Annotated in this window: 12 protein-coding genes; 10 read left to right on the top strand and 2 right to left on the bottom strand. The window is 46.0% G+C overall.

Annotation, left to right across the window (positions count from 1 at the left end; translation table 11 throughout):
- Positions 1 to 24 precede the first annotated feature (24 nt).
- Together AC50YO_RS19850 and AC50YO_RS19845 are read right to left on the bottom strand one after the other, a co-directional pair.
- Positions 25 to 1,155, bottom strand: a complete 1,131-nt coding sequence (locus AC50YO_RS19850; RefSeq protein WP_494849908.1) for an alanine racemase — start codon at positions 1,153 to 1,155, stop codon at positions 25 to 27.
- Positions 1,152 to 1,811: a helix-turn-helix transcriptional regulator gene (locus AC50YO_RS19845; protein WP_494849907.1), complete on the bottom strand. Its 660-nt coding sequence runs from the start codon at positions 1,809 to 1,811 to the stop codon at positions 1,152 to 1,154. The genes AC50YO_RS19850 and AC50YO_RS19845 overlap by 4 nt, the downstream gene beginning before the upstream one ends.
- Before the next feature lie 175 nt (positions 1,812 to 1,986).
- Here AC50YO_RS19845 and AC50YO_RS19840 point away from each other — a divergent pair, with 175 nt between their 5' ends.
- The 10 genes from AC50YO_RS19840 (at position 1,987) to AC50YO_RS19795 (ending at position 15,327) form a co-directional block, all read left to right on the top strand.
- Complete coding sequence (locus AC50YO_RS19840; protein WP_494849906.1) at positions 1,987 to 3,759, top strand: cache domain-containing sensor histidine kinase; 1,773 nt, start codon at positions 1,987 to 1,989, stop codon at positions 3,757 to 3,759.
- On the top strand, positions 3,756 to 5,291 hold the full coding sequence (locus AC50YO_RS19835; RefSeq protein WP_494849905.1) for a response regulator: 1,536 nt from the start codon (positions 3,756 to 3,758) through the stop codon (positions 5,289 to 5,291). Before AC50YO_RS19840 ends, AC50YO_RS19835 begins: the two co-directional genes overlap by 4 nt.
- Before the next feature lie 96 nt (positions 5,292 to 5,387).
- On the top strand, positions 5,388 to 6,713 hold the full coding sequence (locus tag AC50YO_RS19830) for an extracellular solute-binding protein (protein ID WP_494849904.1): 1,326 nt from the start codon (positions 5,388 to 5,390) through the stop codon (positions 6,711 to 6,713).
- Between the two features lie 99 nt (positions 6,714 to 6,812).
- Positions 6,813 to 7,685 carry a carbohydrate ABC transporter permease gene (locus AC50YO_RS19825; protein ID WP_494849903.1) on the top strand — a complete coding sequence of 291 codons (873 nt, stop codon included), beginning with the start codon at positions 6,813 to 6,815 and terminating at the stop codon, positions 7,683 to 7,685.
- 22 nt (positions 7,686 to 7,707) lie between these two features.
- A complete protein-coding gene (locus AC50YO_RS19820) occupies positions 7,708 to 8,595 on the top strand; it encodes a carbohydrate ABC transporter permease (RefSeq protein WP_494849902.1) in 888 nt (295 codons plus the stop codon).
- 596 nt (positions 8,596 to 9,191) lie between these two features.
- Complete coding sequence (locus tag AC50YO_RS19815) at positions 9,192 to 11,675, top strand: bifunctional diguanylate cyclase/phosphodiesterase (protein WP_494849901.1); 2,484 nt, start codon at positions 9,192 to 9,194, stop codon at positions 11,673 to 11,675.
- A 138-nt stretch (positions 11,676 to 11,813) separates the two neighbouring features.
- Positions 11,814 to 12,335 carry a sigma-70 family RNA polymerase sigma factor gene (locus tag AC50YO_RS19810; RefSeq protein ID WP_494849900.1) on the top strand — a complete coding sequence of 174 codons (522 nt, stop codon included), beginning with the start codon at positions 11,814 to 11,816 and terminating at the stop codon, positions 12,333 to 12,335.
- Positions 12,336 to 12,354: 19 nt separating this feature from the next.
- Positions 12,355 to 13,494: a hypothetical protein gene (locus tag AC50YO_RS19805; protein ID WP_494849899.1), complete on the top strand. Its 1,140-nt coding sequence runs from the start codon at positions 12,355 to 12,357 to the stop codon at positions 13,492 to 13,494.
- Positions 13,487 to 14,452, top strand: a complete 966-nt coding sequence (locus AC50YO_RS19800; RefSeq protein WP_494849898.1) for an ABC transporter ATP-binding protein — start codon at positions 13,487 to 13,489, stop codon at positions 14,450 to 14,452. Before AC50YO_RS19805 ends, AC50YO_RS19800 begins: the two co-directional genes overlap by 8 nt.
- Complete coding sequence (locus tag AC50YO_RS19795; protein ID WP_494849897.1) at positions 14,449 to 15,327, top strand: ABC transporter permease subunit; 879 nt, start codon at positions 14,449 to 14,451, stop codon at positions 15,325 to 15,327. The genes AC50YO_RS19800 and AC50YO_RS19795 overlap by 4 nt, the downstream gene beginning before the upstream one ends.
- The last annotated feature ends 128 nt before the right edge of the window (positions 15,328 to 15,455 follow it).

Below are 15,455 nucleotides of genomic sequence, written 5' to 3'. Positions count from 1 at the left end.
CTGCTCCTCTCTGAAGTCCTGCTATTATTCCAGCATGCCGCGAGCAGCGACGGGAACCTTGCGAAGCTCGCCGCTTGCGTCTGCGATATAGACGGAATTATGCAAATTGACTGTACTGCAAATATGATTAGGAACAATGCGGATAACATCCCCGACTTGATAAGGATGCTTGGCAGTCACACGGATCATGCCATGCTCTTCGTTCATGCGTTCCAGTACAGCATCGGGAGCCCCGATGACGTGCCCGAAGCCTTGAAGATGAATCGGAGGCTTATCCGGCTGGACATCGGTTGCGAATGTCTTGCTGCCGCCGTCTACGATGATGAGATTATCCGATGGGCGGCTCACGACCGTTACCCATACGGCTCCGGCGCATTCCTCAATCGCACATACCCCTAGTCCTACCTGCATCTGATCTTGATAGATGTAGGTACCTGGGCGAACCTCAGTTACTCCCTCTACTTCTGCGGCATAAGGAGCTGTTGGCGTAGAGCCGACGCTGACTTCCCGAATAGCTAGTCCCGCGCTGCGCAGCTTGGTTGCAGCTTGCACCATCAGGCGGCCTTCTTCAAGGCCGGCGGCGCGCAGATCCATCGTTGCCTTGCCGCTTAGCATAGCTCCTCGATACGTAAAGATTCCGCTTAGAAGGATACCCTCTAGCGCATCAATCTGCTTCGCCAGCTCTACAGCACGATCTTCTGTTACGCCGGTACGGTTCAGGCCAGTATCAATCTCCAGCCTGAGCTCCAGAGTAGCTCCTTCTCTTATTGCAATCTCGGATATCCGCCTTGCCCCTTCCAAACTATCGACGCCGACGATCAAGCGCACGCCCGAGAGATTCAGGCGAACGGCCCGTTCGATCTTGGAAGCGCTCACTAGAGGATACGCAACGAATATATCCTTAATGCCGCCGGCTGCCATGACCTCGGCTTCGGAAATTTTTGCTACAGTTATGCCAGTTGCGCCAGCAGCTAGTTGGCGCAAGGCCATTTCGGGCAGCTTGTGGGTTTTGGCATGCGGACGAAGCTGAACTCCGCAGCGCTTGGCGATGACCGCCATTGCAGCAATATTCGCATCAACGAGAGCGCTGTTGATGACAAGGCAAGGCGTTTCTGGTCCGGCTGCTTGTGATACTGGATGTTCTGAATTGCTCATTCTGACGCTCCTCCTTCATCTTCCAATGATTTGGATTCTTCTAAATAGTTATATAGGGTATATTTGGAAATGCTTAAGTAACTGCATACTTTATCGCCGGATTTCTTAATGAGAAAGGCACCTTTCTGATCAAGCAATTGGATCAGCTTTATTTTATCTTCCTTCGTCATTAACGCGGGTGGCTTGCCGATAGCTTCCTGGGATTCTTGCATAAGAGTATCCAGCAAATCATTCACGTTGCTGACAAAGGATTCCCGGATAGGCTGAAGCCCGCTGGCTGTTAAGGATTGCAAGGTTTTCTCCGCAACCATCAGATCGGTAATGTCGAAATTAATGCATACAGCCCCAATAATCGTGCCGGCGTTATTCTTCACATACATCGAGGTTGAACGCAAAATGCGTCCTTCCTTCGTCTGGGTAACATAATTATGCCGATTATCGCCTTCCTTCGCTCCCCGCATAATCTCCAGTCCCAGATTCGTCCCCGGATTGCCGATGGTGCGTCCCGTCACATGCCCATTCTCAATCGCGACGATTGTGCTGTCGTAGGGCTGTGACCAGTCATGCACGACCACCTCGCAATTGTCTCCGAACTGTGCAGAGATCCCCTTGGCGAGCTCCGTCAAAAAAATCAGTTCCTGTGAAATGGATTCCATTAAACTCCTGCTTTCTTTACTAACCTTAATGCCAAAATCGTACACCTGTCCGATCGAAAAATCAAACAAAAAATTTGTTGGACTAAAAAAAAGTATGGTAGGATAATGTCGGAAATACTGTATTCTTAGTAGAAAGAACGGCGTTTGCCGTTCAAGCTTGAGGAGGAGGATGGGAATGCGTTGGATCAGCAGCTCCTTAAAACGCAAGTTGTCGTTTTTATTGCTATTATCAGTATTAATTCCATTACTCGCACTGGGATTGTTCTCTTATAATATGGCGGCAACAGCAACAGAGCAAAAGGCTAAGCAGTCAGGGATGAGCATACTGCGGCAGACGAGCAAGAATCTCGAATTTATTGTTCAAGACATTGAGAATATGTCGATATTTCTAATCGGGCAAAAGGATCTTCAGCAATATTTGAGCACATCAGGTGATGATGCGGTCAAACAAACGCAAATGATTGAGTTTTTATCCAACCTCGTTTTTTCGAAGTCGTACATATCCGACATTACGATTTACCCAATTAATAAATCGAATCCGATATCCAATACCACAATATTCGAGACCGGGCTCTATGAGCTGACTGGTCAAGACGAACAGAATTATCAAGCTACGGATAAATGGTGGACACCCCGCTATGAGAGTGACACGGCTGCGGGAGTGAAGCAGGTGATCTCGCTAGTGCGTCCCATTCGCAGCATGAATTCCTTCAAGCAAATTGGAACCGTTGTCATTAGCCTTGATGAGAAGGCGGTCTCTCAACTGCTGATGCAGGCGGGGATGCCATCAGGCGGGTATGTCGTGTTGTCCAATAAAGAGGGCGTTATTTTGTCAGGCAGCAAAAAGGTGGGGCTGGAGAATTCTCTAAGCAAGCAACTGCCGGGTCTTAAGCTGCAAGGGGATAGCGGAGCTATCAATTATGGCAAGGGTGAGCAGCGGCAGACGATTCTATATGATTCGGTAGCCGGAGTAGGATGGAAGCTTACTGGAAGCATGCCATTCTCGGAATACAAAGCGGAGAATAATTATGTGATCCAACTGATGGCGATCGTTATCGTCATGGCGGTGCTCATCGTTGCCGCTCTCGTGCTTTATTTCGTCCAGCGGGTTACGAATCCCTTGATCATGCTGACTAAGTTCTTGAAGCATTCGAATCTCGAAGAGCCTATGCAGACCTACCCGGTGGAGACGATGGACGAGGTCGGCCAGCTCGTTAGAAGCTACAACAAATTAAGTGATCGGATTGAACAATTAACGGAGCAGGTTAAGCTGGAGGAATCCTATAAGAAGGAAGCGGATATGCAGGCGCTGCAAGCGCAGATCAACCCGCACTTTTTATATAATACGCTCTCTTCTATTCATTGGATGGCACTGATGAATCAAGATGAGAAGACGGCTGATATGGTTGGCAGCTTGAGTGATTTTCTAAGGTTCAGTCTTAATAAAGGCGAAGAATATTGCTCAGTTGAGCAGGAAGCCGCACATGCTGGTCATTATGCCAACATTCAATCCATCCGATTTCCAGACAAGTTTCAGCTGGTTATGGAGATTGACCCTACACTCCGAGAGAGGACGATTCTCAAGCTGGTGCTGCAGCCGTTGATTGAGAATGCGCTGATCCATGGTATTCTGAAACAAGCGAAGCCTGGTGAAATTAGGGTTGTGGCGGAGCTGCAAAGCCATTCTATGAGCTTTTCTGTGGAAGATAACGGCATAGGGATAGATGCGCTCAAGCTGGCAGAGATTGATAAAGTGCTGCATGGCATGGAAGATCGCGTGAAGGATCGTGAGCGCTTCGATTTCGGGAGCTATGGGTTACGCAATGTCCACAGAAGGCTGCAGCTTCATTATGGGGTTGAAGCGGGTCTGCGCATTTCGAGCGTAGAGGGCATAGGAACGCGGGTTTCTTTTGCTATACCATTGTACGAGGGGGAAAAGACAGAGTGAAGCTGTTGATCGTAGACGATGAAGTTATTATTCGTACAGGACTGAGCACCGTTATTCCATGGCGAGAGAGTGGTTATGAGCTGCTAGAGCCTGCTGCTTCGGCAGAGGAGGCCTTGCTTCGCATTCCCGTAGAGAAGCCGGATATCGTATTGACGGATATTCAGATGACGGGCAAGACCGGGCTTGAATTGGCAGGGGAAGTCAAACGGATGCTGCCAGACAGCGAGATTATTATTCTTACAGGGTATGATCAATTCCATTATGCACAGCAGGCTATTCGTGAGGGCGTGAGTGATTATTTGCTGAAATCAAGCAGGCCAGAGGAGATCATGCGTGCAGTGAACGGAGCCAAGCAGCGTATTATTACGCGCAGAGAGGAGCATAAGCGGGATCAGATCGGCGATGCGCTTCTCAATCGGCTTTTATCGGGCAACGAGATTGATGATCGCATGCTTGAGCAGGTCCCGAAGCTGCTGCCTAAGCTTAAAGCAGGCGAAGCACATGGCTTTCAGACCGTAATATTATGTGCCTCAGGCTGGGGAGAATCCAGCAGCAAGGGGCAATTATTATTATTTGCCGTACATAATATGGCTGGAGAGGTTATTGAGGGAGAAGTACTTCTTCGAGATGAGGTGCTGCTGCTCGTTCTCCGCCAAGATGAGAAGAAGGGAGCGCTTGCGCGCTTCGCCAAGACGATGGAGCAGATGGAGATCAAGCTAAAGTGCAAGCTATTCGCTGCTGCCGGCTCAATCGTACCGGAGCTGCGGCAGCTTAAGAGGTCATGCGCCGAGGCAGTTATGACCCAGTCATATCGAGCGGTTCTGACGGAGGAGAAGGTTCTCACCTATGAACAGATTAAGTGCCGCAAGGGCGGACGGACGGTATGCACGAATGAAGAAGAAGGACAGCTAACGAATCTATTCCAGGCAGGGGAAGTGGACAGCCTTCGTAAATGGGTGGATCAGCTGTACGCCGCCCAAATCTTAGACCCTGAGACGACGCCGGAGTCCTTGAACGCTTTTAACAATTCTGTATTAATCTCGGCTCATCGCTGGGTGGAGAGAGTTCTGACTGCTTACAATGCTACTACGGGCAAGGCTCAGGTTGGCTTTACCCCTCTGCCTAGTTCATCAACAGCCGAGAACAGCGCTTCGAGCCTGTTTAATCAGCTATGCCAATTAATGAGCCAATATCGGGAAAATAGCGGTCAAGAGGGCATACCCTACATAAAAAGAGCAATCGCGTACATACATGCCCATTTGGATAAGGAGCTTACGCTCCAGCAGGTGGCGAAGCATGTTCACTTGAATCCGAATCACTTCAGCGAAGTATTCAAAAGAGAGTCAGGCCATACTTATATTGAATATGTGACGCATGCAAGAATAGATCTCGCCAAGCGAATGCTGGATGAGTCGCCTATAAAAGTGAGTGAAGTAGCGAGCCGGGTCGGCTATGCGGATATCAAATATTTTAGCCAGCTGTTCAAACGTCATACAGGCTGTACGCCAACCGAATACCGATCGAGAACCTGATGGTTCCCCCCCCTACTGCTGAAGTTTGTCCCCTGCCCATGTAACCGTTGTTTCCCTATACTCGAAGATAACCCCACTGAAGGAGGAAACATAACGATGAAAAAAACATTGGCAATGGCTATTATGATTACCATGCTTATCTCCGTACTTGCTGCATGTGGATCTAACAACAAAGGTGAAGAAGGCAATAAAGGTACAGAACCTGAGGCTGAGAAAGTAAAGCTCTCCCTCTGGCACAACTTTACAGGTGATGATCTTCGTGCCCAAGAAATGAGAAAGATCATCGAGAAATATCAAGCGGATCACCCGAATGTAACGCTTGATATTCAAGCAATCCCGCCAGACGGCTACAAAACAAGATTGAAAACGGTAGCTGCAGCTAACCAAATGCCAGACGTATTCATCTTGTCTAATGGCTCGATGACACAAGAGTTTTCCGCAGGCGGCCTTATTCAACCGGTTAACGAATTGCTAGACAGCAAGCCAGAGTGGAAAAACAACTTCCTTCCGAATTCCTTTGATGCGTTCACAGTAGACGGCAACATCTACAGTGCACCAATGGGCTTGTCCCCAACTTCGATTCTTTACTACAACAAAACAATCCTTGAGGACAATGGCTTGACTGTTCCAACAACTTGGGATGAAATGCTTAATGCAATTAAAGTATTGAACGAAAAGAAAATTACACCAATCGCTCTTGGCAACAAAGCGGCTTGGCTCGCGCAATCGAGTATCTTCAGTTCGCTTGCTGACCGTGTAACTGGTACGGAGTGGTTCTTGAAAGCAGCTAAGCAAGAAGGCGCTTCCTTCACAGATCCAGAATTCGTTCAAGCTTTGACTTACATGCAAGAGCTTGGCAATGCTAAGGCATTCCAAGATGGATTCAATGCAATCGACAACACGCAAATGGAGCAAATGTTCGCACAAGGCAAAGCAGCTATGATGATTGATGGCGGTTGGGCATTGTCCAATCTGGCTTCGAACGCTTCCGAGGATGCTATGAAGCAAATGGGCGCAACTGTATTGCCTGCAATCCCTGGCGGTAAAGGCGACCCTAAAACATTGTCCGGCGTAGTTGGCGTAGGTATGGGTCTTGGTAAAGATGCAACAGGTCCGAAAAAAGATGCGGCTTATGAGCTGATCTATGCAATGTCCGGTCCAGAAGCACAACAAGTTACACTTAACAGCAACAACTTGGTAAGCTACAAGGCTGAATTGGATGAGACAAAAGTAACGCCAATCTTCAAGGAAGTATTCGAGCTTGTAAACAACGTAACATTGACGCCAGTATATGATGGCAAATTGACATCTGCAGGCGCTGATGCTGTGAATAACGGTCTTCAAGAGCTATTGATGGGCGGCAAGCCAGAAGATGTAGCGAAGAAAATTCAAGATGCGCAAGCGAAGGCTCTGGCTAAGTAATGAGCTAATAGGAATAGGTAGGATGAGAGGGCTCCACAAGCTGGAGAACTCTCATTCTTCCCCTATACCTGCTTCTGTTTGATTAAAGGAGGAATAAGCATGTCATCATCGCTGCGTATGAGAGGTTTTATCGCTATTGGACTTATTCCAGCGCTTGCGCTCTTCATCTTTTTTGTTATCGTACCGATTGTGTGGTCAGCCTATTACGGCTTCTTCGATTGGAAAGGTATCGGGGCGATGAGATTCATCGGTCTGGACAATTATGTTGAAGTATTGCAAGATCCGATTTTTTGGAAAGCATTCAGGAACAACCTGTTAATTGTTGTAGCATCCGTATTTGGCCAAGTGCCGATCGCTCTGGTTTTATCCTTGGTTCTATTGAAAAACAACTGGTTCCAAAAGTTTATCCGTGCTTCGATCTTTATGCCGATGGTATTGTCGTCCGTCGTTGTAGGTATTATCTGGGGATATATTTATCATCCGCAAATCGGGATTCTGAATTTTCTATTAGATACCTTTGGCTTGAGCAGTTGGAAAATGCAATGGCTGTCTGATCCGTCTGTTTCGATGTATGCGATACTAGTACCGATCATTTGGCTTAATGTGGGTCCGTACCTAATTATGTTTATAGCAGCCCTGCAAAACATTCCAAGCGAAATTGATGATGCGGCGCAAATTGACGGCGCTACAAGCTCCCGCAAGCTGTTCTCTATCAAGCTTCCAATGATTTGGGATACGATTAAAGTCGCGGTAGTGTTGTGCATATCCGGTAGTTTAAAAGCGTTCGATCTGATATATATCATGACTGGCGGCGGTCCAGCGAATTCGACGGAGCTGCTTGCATCCTACATGTATAACAATACGTTCTCAATCTACAGATTCGGATACGGTAGTGCAGTTTCTACGATGATCATCATCTTCAGCCTTATCCTCATCGCAGGCAGCCAGTATTTAATGAAAACGAAAAAATAGCGGAGGGGAGTTGTTCTAAGTTATGTCTACACGAGCGAATACGACACATACAAGTGTGCCAGCCTCCTCTCCCGGTAAAGGAGTCGGAACCAAAAAGCTGAAGACCGGCCTGCTGACAGTGGGATTGACGGTTTATGCTCTTGTCACCTTGTATCCGCTAATATGGCTCTTTATTAGCGCATTCAAAACAAATGATGAGTTTTTCTCCAAGCCATTCGGTTTGCCTGCTGTCTGGAGTTTCGATAACTTCACCAGAGCCTGGGAAGTTGCGGAGATGGGAAAAGCCTACTTCAATTCTACCGTTGTTACGGTGCTTGCACTCGTCCTGACGCTTATTCTTGGAGCGCTGTGCGCATACGTGCTAGCCCGGTTTAAGTTCAAAGGCAAGTTTCTAGTCGTCGCGGTCTTCATGCTAGGTATGCTTATTCCGATTCATAGTACGCTAGTGCCATTATTCATTCTAATGAGCAAAATCGGCATCTTGAACAATTATGCAGCATTGATTCTGCCTTATACAGCGTTCGAGCTTCCGATTGCGATCTTCATCTGCATGGCTTACATGAGCACATTCCCAAAAGAAATCGAAGAAGCTGCTATGATCGATGGATCGGGCTACTGGGGCATATTCCTCAGAATGATGCTGCCTCTGACCCTTCCAGCGCTTGCTACAGTAGGCATTCTTGCTTTCCTTCGTTACTGGAATGACTTCTCATTCGCACTCGTGTTCATGAGTGATCCGAATCTCAAAACGTTGCCGCTGAGTCTCTCTGTATTCGCTACGGGATATTCGACTGACTATAAGCTGACGATGGCTGCAATGTCACTTGCTGTTCTGCCAACAATAGGCGTGTACCTTATTTTCCAGGAGCAAATTATGAAGGGTATGACAGCAGGATCGGTAAAAGGTTAATTGGTTCTTGACGAAATAAAAAACCTCTGAAGCGGCTTTTTTAAGTGCATTCAGAGGTTTTTGGCTTACCGCTGCAGAACTGCGGCACACATCATTTCTATGCATTAATCCTCAAGCTTCACCAGATTTACCTCCCTCACTCACACGAACTCACCATGACCTAGAGGTTTTTGTCTGATTACGTTTTTATTTTTTGTCGATTTGTGATATTTGATTGGAGAACTCCATTGAATTTCACTTAATTTGTCAAGTATACTAGAAAGATATCACAAATTGAGGAAAAACGTCGAAATTTGCTAGTTATCGTCGAAGAAATCGTTCTTTCCCTCCCTTAATTTGAAAATATATACTTAAGATGCAGGAATATGATTGGTGAATGCTAAAGTATATGTATACAAGTTTATGTAAACCATTGAAAATGCTTACGATGCAGGATTTTGCTACGCAAAACCAGATTGAAGATGCTTACGATGCGGATTTTGCTACGCAAAACCAGATAGAAGATGCTTACGATGCAGGATTTTGCTACGCAAAACCAGATAGAAGATGCTTACGATGCAGGATTTTGCTACGCAAAACCTTTAGGAGGTCGGGAAGTGAGTAAGGTGAGGCTCAGCATAGCGCAGAAACTGATAACAACATTAGGAGCCCTCATGGTGCTGTCTTTCACCTTGTTTGCCTTGTTTTATTTGGCGAAGCTGCACGATGCGAGTCTCCAGCATGGGGAATTGCTTGCACAGAAACAGTCCTGGGCCTACATTAATGATTTATCAAATAAGATTGATCATACGATTACTTCGCTGGAGTCTCTAAGGGACGCTATGATGGACATGAAAAAAGGGGCAAATCAAGATCGTGAGCAGGTCGTTCGACTGCTGGAGAGAACCGTCCAAGAGCATCCATTCCTATTAGGCTCTTATACGTTATGGGAACCGAATGCCTTTGATAATCGAGACTTCGCACATTCGCTCTCAAGCAGCTATGATGATGAAACAGGCAGATTCATCCCTTACGCGGTTCGAGTGAACGATGAAATACAGCTTCTTCCCTTACATAATTACGAGCAAGCTGGCGTAGGCGACTTTTATCAAGTTGCGAAGAAGACTAAAAAGTTCACTTTGCTAGAGCCCTACACGTATAGAATTGATGGAAAAGAGACCATTATGACCTCTTTTGTCGTTCCTATTCTTGATGAAACGGGCAGATTCCTAGGTATTGTAGGGGCAGATGTCTCTCTGGATACGATTAAGAAGGGTTTAGCTGACGTTAAGCCATTAAATGGTCATGCCAACTTGATTACGGCCGAGAATCGTTATTTGGTTAATAGCCTTCATCCAGAGCTCACGATGAAGAACTATGTACAATGGCCCGGCAGTACTCCTATTGATCAATTTAAGAGTGATACCGTAGCATATTTGTATACATCGGACAGGGATTATGAGGGCGCTGTGCTGCGAATGTTCAATCCAATAACGATTCAAGACAACCTGTGGCATCTTGAGGTAGTCATTCCAAAGAGCAATATTTTGGAGGGGTATTACTCCAGCTTTTGGAGCGTTATTATGGTAGCCGTTATTATGCTGATCATCATGGTGCTACTTATGTATTTTATGGTGCGAAAAATCATTTTGCAAAATATACAAAAGGTAATAAAAATTTCAGCCGCGTTAGCGGACGGCGATGTCAAGCAGCATTTGGATATGCATACGAGAGATGAATTCGAGCTGATTGCAAGCCAGTTCAACCGAATGATCGATTACCGCAATGAGGCGGAACAGCGTATCCAAATTCAGGCGACTCATGATTTAATGACGGGGCTTCCCAATCGCTATGGATTCAATCGTCATATGGACGAGAAAATACAGAGCGGCGCTGTTGGCAATTTTGCATTATTGTTCTTAGATATTGATCGCTTCAAAATTATTAATGATTCACTTGATTATTCCATGGGTGATTTATTGCTGAAGCAAATAGCGGAACGAATTGTGAAGATTGTCGGCTTACGAGGAATGGTCTTCCGATTCGGAGGAGATGAATTTGGCGTATTACTGGAGCAAGTCAATCATCTGCAGCAGCCGATGTTGATTGCCGATGATATTCTAACGTCCGTTGCGGAGTCTATTCGGATGAACGATAGAATCTTTTATATGACTGCCAGCATCGGAATTAGTCTTCAGCATGAGTGCAATGCCTTCACAGGGGATAAGCTTGTCAAGGAATCCGATATTGCGTTATACATTGCGAAAAAACAGCGCAATACTCGTATCCTGTATACGCCTACAATGAATAATGTGCCGACCAAGGAGCTTGTGCTGGAGAACAGCCTATTCTCGGCATTGGAGGGCAATCAATTTCTATTGTATTACCAGCCCAAGATTGAGCTGTCCAGCGGCCGTATTTATGGCGCGGAAGCATTATTGCGCTGGAAGCATCCAGAGCTAGGGATGATATCGCCGCTGGAATTTATTCCACTAGCTGAGAAAACGGGCTTTATCATTTTGTTAGGCGAATGGGTGCTTAGAACAGCTTGTGAACAGATTAAGCAATGGGAGCGAGCAGGGATCGACTCGATCACAATCAGCGTCAATATGTCCATGATTCAATTCCAACAAAAAAATATCGTAGATACGATTGGACAGATTATATCAGAAGCTGGAGTAAGGCCAGAGCAGATTGAGCTGGAATTGACAGAATCCATTTTCATGGATAATCCTGAGCATACGTTGAAGATTTTGCATGATCTTCAATACCTCGGCGTCAAGCTGTCGCTGGACGATTTCGGTACAGGGTATTCCTCTCTCAGCTATTTGCAGAACATACCTCTTCATTATTTGAAGCTGGATAAATCCTTCATTAACAATATTGTCTCCGACATAAGGAAGCAGATGATTTTCAAATCTTTGATCGTCATTGCCCATAACCTGAATATGAAGGTTGTAACTGAAGGCGTGGAGACCAATGATGAGCTGGAAATTATTCAGGAGCATAATTGTGATCTCGTACAAGGCTATTTCTATAGCCCGCCTGTGCCGCCAGATCGCTTCGTGGAATTTTTTAATAAGAAGCAAACAGCTAGTTAGCTGCCGAATTTTTGAGTCCGTCTCTAGGAGAGATGGACTTTTTTATATTACATCCCAAATAATTATTTGAAATGGGTTACATTCTCTTCCGTTTTACCGTCCTATTAATAGCTTAAGCAAAAAAAGGAGGACAGCGATATGGAACATTCGGCGCCGGAATTGTTTCGACAATTATTTGAACAGCATTATCCATCAGTTCGCCGCAAGTTAATCGGCCTTGTCCAGGATCAAGCAGCAGCAGAAGATATCGCACAGGAGGTATTCCTGAAATTATATCGCAATCCACCTGAGCAATTAGAGGCTGTTGGCGCATGGCTCCATCGTGTGCTGACAAGACAAGCTTACGATTATATCGAGAAGAAAGTTAAGGAGCGGGCGCTCATCCAAAAGTCGGAGCATCAGCTTATGTCGGAGCCGCAAGCCTGTCAATCGAATGAAGAGACTGCACTGGAGCGGGCAGAGCAGGAACAAGTTCAGCAATGGCTGTCTTCGCTTCCTGAACGGGATAGACAATTGCTTATGCTGCGGTATTCCGGATTTAGTTATGCGGAAATAGCAGAGGAGCTTCGGGTGAAGCAGCCTCAAGTAGGAACAATGCTGAAGAGAGCCGGCGAGCGATTCAAGCAACAGGCGCTGCAGACGACCAAGCGCCATGTCTAACGAATAGGAGGAATCATTGATGAAAACGAATGACTCAGTGCAAGAAGAGATTCTGGAGCAGACAGCTAGAAAAGAAGCTTGGGCCCGAATAGAACAACGGTTGGTTAACGAAGAGGCTTCACCGCTGTGGGCACAATGGGAGAAACAAGGTCTGCATTCCGCACAGCTTCAGGTCCCTTATAAGACTGGAGCCCTTCCAAAGGGAACTGATGGAGATCAATCCTCTTTGGAATATGCGGATACGGATAATAAAAAGAATAAGCAATCTATCTCACATCTGCAGCGTTGGGTTAAACGTCATGGCAAAAAAGCAGGTATGGCAGTGGCAGCCTCTATGGTTGCGGCAGTCATTATGCTGCCGACCACGAATGAAGCGCTCGCTTCTTTATTAAACAAATTTAAGATGAATGAAGTTGTGGTTTTACAGCAGAATGATTTGCAGCAATTTATGCGTATTTTTATGGAAGATAGACCGATGGAGTTAAGCAACCGTTTTGGTGAATTCGTGAATACTTCAAAAGGTGAATTCAGCAGTATACTGCCAGAGGAAGTTTATGAGCAATTTGGTATCAACATACCGCAGTTGACTATAGGCAATTCGGTAGATAAGACTGAATGGCATATTTCTACATCCCCATCACAGGAGCTCACATTCACATTGCATGTAGAAGAGATTAACAAGGTAATGAAGAAGCTGAACGCAAAGAAGCTGCTCCCAGATTCCGTAGACGGCAAGCCAATTAGTCTCAATATTGACCGAGTAGTATCCTCAGATTATTTTTTATCTGTTAATGAGAATCAAAGCCGGATTAACGTCAGCTACATGAATGCTCCAACCATCCAAATCGATTCTTCTATTGATGCAAAAGATGCATTTGATGCTATCGTTAATTTCCCGGCGTTACCTGAAAATATACGAAATGCGATCATGCAGTCTTCACGGCTGGAGGAAGGGAAAGTACCATTTCCACTCGTTACAGATGATTCTTTTGATAAGCTGAGTATAGAAGGGGTAGATGTTTATCTGGAACAAGGGGATAGTCATTACCGGAACGCGGTGTGGATGGAGAATGGGAAGGTTGTGAATGCTTCCTTTTATAATCTGACCGAGCAATCTATTATCGAATCTTATCTTGCGGAGCTGATTGGCAATGACTGAAGTAGCTATTGAGACTATTCATTTGACGAAGGATTACGGCGATGGGCGCGGCGTTCGCGATGTTTCCTTCTTGATCGAGAATGGGGAAGCCTTTGGCTTCCTTGGTCCGAACGGTGCGGGGAAGAGCACAATAGTGAAACTGCTTGTTGGATTAATCGCGCCAACTACAGGGCAAGCCCGCATATTCGGCATGCCTGCCGGAAGCGTCGAAGCAAGGCGGACAATCGGATATTTACCGGAATTGTTCCGCTATCCCGATTGGTTAACTGGTGAGGAAGTGCTTCACTTTCACGCCAAGCTTTGTGGGCTTGACCGAATCGCAGCCAAACAACGCATCTATAAGTTGCTTGATGAAGTGGGCATCGGAAGCAGGGGCAAGGATCGAATTAAAGGCTATTCCAAAGGAATGCAGCAAAGATTAGGGCTGGCAAGCGCTTTGCTCGGAGACCCTCGTATCGTGTTTCTGGATGAGCCTGCCTCAGCTCTGGACCCTTTGGGAAGGCATGAGGTTCGACAACTGCTTGTTCGACTTCGTGAACAAGGCAAAACCATTTTCCTTAATTCACATCTTCTTGAGGATGTTGAACAGGTCTGCAATCGAATCGCATTATTGAATAATGGAAGCATCAGAGCAAATGGCTCGATAACAGAGATGCTTCGTTCGAAGAACCGTTGGCGCGTACGCGTCGGCGGTTTTACAGCTATTGTGCTGGACTTTTTACAGGATATGATCGGTATACCTGTTTATCTTGCTGCTGCAGAAGAACAGCCGAATGATGAGGATCATACGGTATGGCTCGAAGCTGAGCTAGATAATGAAGAGCAGATTGGCTTACTGAACTATTTACTAATCGATCAAGGTCTGACGCTCTATGAGTCCCACAAAGCTTCTTCCAAACTGGATGAATGGTTTTTGAAGGAAGTATCGGGCTTGGAGCATAGGGGGGAGCGCAGATGAGTGCTGTTTGGGGATTAACCTGGAAAGAGCTGATTCGTAAACGGGTAACAATGATGACAGTAATCATGACGATTCTATTTATCATTGCTTTTTGGTTCGTATGTGCGGCTATGATGCAAGGTAAAGAATCCATTGTTTATCAGTCTGCTATGGATGAATGGATTGGTCGTTATCAGAGTGGTGCGATGCTCCTAAGCGTGGGATTTTTCTTTGGGGCTTTTGCGGTCGCTTTTCTCGCTATATTCAGCTCTGTATCTGCAGTATCCGGTGAAGCAGAGCATGGCGTATTGCAATCGGTATTAGCCCGGCCTCTGCCTCGCTGGCAATGGTATCTGGGACGCTGGCTAGGGTTTTGCACATTCGGTGTTACATATGCTGGACTTATGTTTGTTTCTATTCTTTTTGTGGCATGGATACATACTGGAATAAGGTTTCAGCCTGATGTGCTCATCATTGCTTTTCTATTGTATGCAGCCGTTATACCGTTGTTGGTCTCTCTTACAATGCTGGGCTCATGCTGGTTGTCACCGCTTGGCAACGGCATTGGTATGACGATGCTATTTGGCATGGGATGGCTTGGGAGCATGATTGAGCGTATGGCGGGAAGTCATGTTATGCAGAGAGAGGGGATGGAGACTCTGCGTATGATTACGGGGCTTATTACGGTCGCGATGCCTGCTGACGCTATTCAGCAGCGAATGCTCGCAGAGCTGCTGTCCATTAGAGAGTTTTCGGACATGCTCCAGATTAACAGCGTGTCTAGTCTGGTTACTGTAACAGCTCCTCCTTCTAATTCGTTTCTTATATATACAGCAGCTTACATGCTCGCGGCTCTTTTACTGGGCTTGCAAATTATGAAACGAAAAGATTTCTAAAGGCAGCGAAAGCTGTCCTACTGTATTCTTCAGTGGTAGGGGGTAATTATGAAATAGCACTTATAACCCAATTATTGAGGATGAGGATATAGTTGAACTTTTTATTAATTATATTAAGTAACAGGTCT

The organism is Paenibacillus sp. J22P59, assembly GCF_059383895.1.
Note: the sequence above shows the minus strand (reverse complement) of the source record. Positions and strands in the feature narration are given on the sequence as shown.

Excerpts from the sequence above, each read along its gene's own strand:
- AC50YO_RS19850 (WP_494849908.1), bottom strand. The coding sequence starts at position 1,155 with ATGAGCAATTCAGAACATCCAGTATCACAAGCAGCCGGACCAGAAACG.
- AC50YO_RS19845 (WP_494849907.1), bottom strand. The coding sequence starts at position 1,811 with ATGGAATCCATTTCACAGGAACTGATTTTTTTGACGGAGCTCGCCAAG.
- AC50YO_RS19840 (WP_494849906.1), top strand. The coding sequence starts at position 1,987 with ATGCGTTGGATCAGCAGCTCCTTAAAACGCAAGTTGTCGTTTTTATTG.
- AC50YO_RS19830 (WP_494849904.1), top strand. The coding sequence starts at position 5,388 with ATGAAAAAAACATTGGCAATGGCTATTATGATTACCATGCTTATCTCC.
- AC50YO_RS19825 (WP_494849903.1), top strand. The coding sequence starts at position 6,813 with ATGTCATCATCGCTGCGTATGAGAGGTTTTATCGCTATTGGACTTATT.
- AC50YO_RS19820 (WP_494849902.1), top strand. The coding sequence starts at position 7,708 with ATGTCTACACGAGCGAATACGACACATACAAGTGTGCCAGCCTCCTCT.
- AC50YO_RS19810 (WP_494849900.1), top strand. The coding sequence starts at position 11,814 with ATGGAACATTCGGCGCCGGAATTGTTTCGACAATTATTTGAACAGCAT.
- AC50YO_RS19805 (WP_494849899.1), top strand. The coding sequence starts at position 12,355 with ATGAAAACGAATGACTCAGTGCAAGAAGAGATTCTGGAGCAGACAGCT.
- AC50YO_RS19800 (WP_494849898.1), top strand. The coding sequence starts at position 13,487 with ATGACTGAAGTAGCTATTGAGACTATTCATTTGACGAAGGATTACGGC.
- AC50YO_RS19795 (WP_494849897.1), top strand. The coding sequence starts at position 14,449 with ATGAGTGCTGTTTGGGGATTAACCTGGAAAGAGCTGATTCGTAAACGG.